General features: G+C 71.5%; 2 protein-coding genes. One reads left to right on the forward strand and one right to left on the reverse strand.

The annotated features are described in order from the left end of the window. On the reverse strand, positions 1–924 hold a 924-nt coding region (locus AC51EU_RS29045; protein WP_496270073.1), incomplete at its 3' end, for a serine/threonine-protein kinase. A 1,395-nt stretch (positions 925–2,319) separates the two neighbouring features. Between AC51EU_RS29045 and AC51EU_RS29050 the strand changes: the two genes are divergently transcribed. Beyond that, entirely contained in the window at positions 2,320–2,967 is a 648-nt protein-coding gene (locus AC51EU_RS29050) for a TetR family transcriptional regulator (RefSeq protein WP_496270074.1), read from the forward strand. Positions 2,968–2,985 lie beyond the last annotated feature (18 nt).

A 2,985-nucleotide genomic window follows, 5' to 3' on the forward strand; every position in this document is an offset into this window, starting at 1 on the left:
GTGCGCGGTGGCCCGGGGGACGGCCGAGCGGCCGCCGTGCCGTTCCTCGATGAGGGCGACGGCGCGGGCGGGCAGCCAGGCCGAGGCGGTGCCGCTGTCGTCGCCGCCGGAGCTGAAGAGGTGCGGGGCGAGACGGGACTGGAGGTCGGCGGGGGACGGCCGGTTGGCGGCCTCCATCTGCATGCACGACTCCATCAGGGGACGCAGTTCGTCCGGGAGTCCGCTGAGGTCGGGGCCCTCGCGCAGCAGCATGAAGACGGTCTCGACGGGGTTGGCGCCGTGGAAGGGGGCGTGCCCGGTGGCGGCGAAGACCAGGGTCGAGCCGAGGGAGAAGACATCGCTCGCGCCGGTGACACTGCGGGAGTCACGGGCCTGCTCGGGCGACATGTACGCGGGCGTGCCGACGGCGACGTTGGTCATCGTCAGCCGCGTGCTGGACACCCCGGAGGCGATACCGAAGTCGATGACCCGGGGGCCGTCCTCGACGACCAGGACGTTGGACGGCTTGAGGTCGCGGTGGACGAGGCCCGCGCCGTGGATGGACTGGAGCGCCTCGGCGATGCCGGCGGCGAGCCAGCGCACGGCCTGCGCGGGCAGCGGCCCGCACTCGTTGACGATCTCCTCCAGGGAGGGCGCGGGCACGTACGCCGTCGCGAGCCACGGGACCGCGGCGCGCGGATCGGCGTCCACCACCGCGGCGGTGTAGAAGCCGCTGACGGCGCGGGCCGCCTCCACCTCCCGGGTGAAGCGGACCCGGAACAGCTGGTCCTCGGCGAGTTCCGTGCGCACCGTCTTGATCGCCACGCGGCGGCCGGACGCCGACCGCGCCAGATAGACGAGTCCCATGCCGCCGGCCCCGAGACGACCGAGCACCTCGAACGGCCCGATCCGCCGGGGATCGTGCTGCGTCAGCTGCTCCACCACTTTCCTGCCACCTCCCCTTGGGGCGTCAAAGAGACTGTCCAGCGCACCGGTCCGCCGAGAGCCACTGCCCCGAGCGGCGTCCCACCGCCATGGCCGAAACGGCCGTACGCGTGCTGATTGTTCCTGGCGGAGTCGGCGGTGGCGAACCCGGGGCCCGCACGCCGCCTCCCCGGCCGCCGTGCGCGCTGCGCACCGACATCGTTACCCACCGTAACGCACGGGCGGCTGACGTGCCCCGACGGCGACGTCGGCGGGCCGCAGGGCCGCGCCGGCCCGCCGGACGGGGGCCTGGCGCGGGGGCCACTGGGGCGCCCGGGGCGGGCCGCGGAATCCGTACGGGCGACCCGGTGATCCGCCCGCGGCCCCTCCGTACGGGCGACCGGGGCCCGTCCCGGTGGCGCGGGACGCCCACCGTACGGAGCGGACCCGTCGCTTTCCGGCCACCCGAGTCCGCCGGGCACACCCGTCGCCTCCCCGCACATCCCCACTGCCCCCGTCGCCCCGCTGCCTTCCGTGCCGCCCCGACCGGTCGGCCGGATTGATCCGTGTCGGATCAATTCTGCGGTGCCGGAGGTCATTTCACGGCCACGACACCGGGTGCGGTGCGTCGGCGGTGCCACGGGGCGGCTGACGGGGCGTCCGGTGACGGCCTCGCGAGCCCGTGACGGCGGGGTGGCGCGGCGCCCGCATTCCGGGGCGCGACGCCCGTCTCCGCGATATCGGCGGCGGGCGGGAAATCCCTCCCGCCGGCGTACGGAGAGGACGCCAGCACACCCCTCGGCGCCTCCGTATTCCGCCGGTCGCGAAATTACCGGGTACGGGTACGGAATTCGTGGCGTCTTCGGGGAAGGGCGGGCCGGAAGTGTGCTGTGAAACGTTTTCCGGGGCGGGGGCGGGCGGTCGCACGACGAGAGTCGCCGGGGGCGTGGGTTGCCATATGTCCGCCCTGGCGCCGGTTACCCGGGTTCGCCCGGCATTCATTCGAACAGTTGAATTATTCCGACGCGGAGAAGTTGATCAACCTCGGCCCCCGGAAGGGGATTTGCGGCATATCCGTCGACCTGGGTTGTCCACAGCCTGTTGATGGCCCGGTTCACCGCATTGGATCAACCGGGGCGCATCCTCGCGAAGTCCGTCCCCGGGCGCCCGCGGATTCCGCCGGAGGCCCCGCATCGCGGCCCCCGGCGGGGCTCCCGCGCCCGTGGCGCATTGCCCGCCGCATTCCGCACAACGGCGGCGGCATTGTGTGCAACGAGAACCCTCACGGAGCTGCCCAGGCCCATACCAGGGCCGCCGCACACGGGCCGTAATCGGGACCGACTATCCCCAAGTCCCCCCGTCCCCATTTGCAGGCAGCCAAATCGCGCGCCGATCACCCCTCGGTAAGCTGACGGCATGACAGGACAAGTACGAACCGTCGACGGCAGAGTTGCCGGCCGCCGTGGTCAGGCGACCCGGCAGAAGCTGCTCGACTGCCTCAGCGAAATGCTCAGTTCGTCCCCCTACCGGGACGTCAAGGTCATCGATGTGGCCCGAAAAGCGGGCACCTCACCCGCCACGTTCTATCAGTACTTCCCCGACGTCGAGGGCGCCGTCCTCGAAATCGCCGAGGAGATGGCCAAGGAAGGCGCACAGCTGACCGATCTGGTCGCCGGACGCTCCTGGGCGGGCAAGGCGGGATGGCAGGCGGCCGAGGAACTGGTCGACGGCTTTCTCTCCTTCTGGCGCAGGAACGACGCGATTCTCCGCGTCGTCGACCTGGGCGCCGCCGAGGGCGACAAACGCTTCTACAAGATCCGCATGAAGATCCTCAATGCCGTCACCAACTCGCTCACCGAGTCGATCCAGGAGCTCCAGAGCAAGAAACGGGTCGACAAGGACGTGAACGCGGCGGCCATGGCAGGCTCCGTCGTCGCCATGCTGGCGTCGGTCGCCGGGCACCAGAAGGGCTTCCAGAGCTGGGGCGTCAAGCAGGCCGAGCTCAAACCCAATCTGGCCCTGCTGGTGCACTACGGCGTCACCGGCAGGAAGCCGACGAAGTAGCCGGACCGGCGGGCCGGC

The sequence above is a fragment of the Candidatus Streptomyces philanthi genome (genome assembly GCF_059553635.1).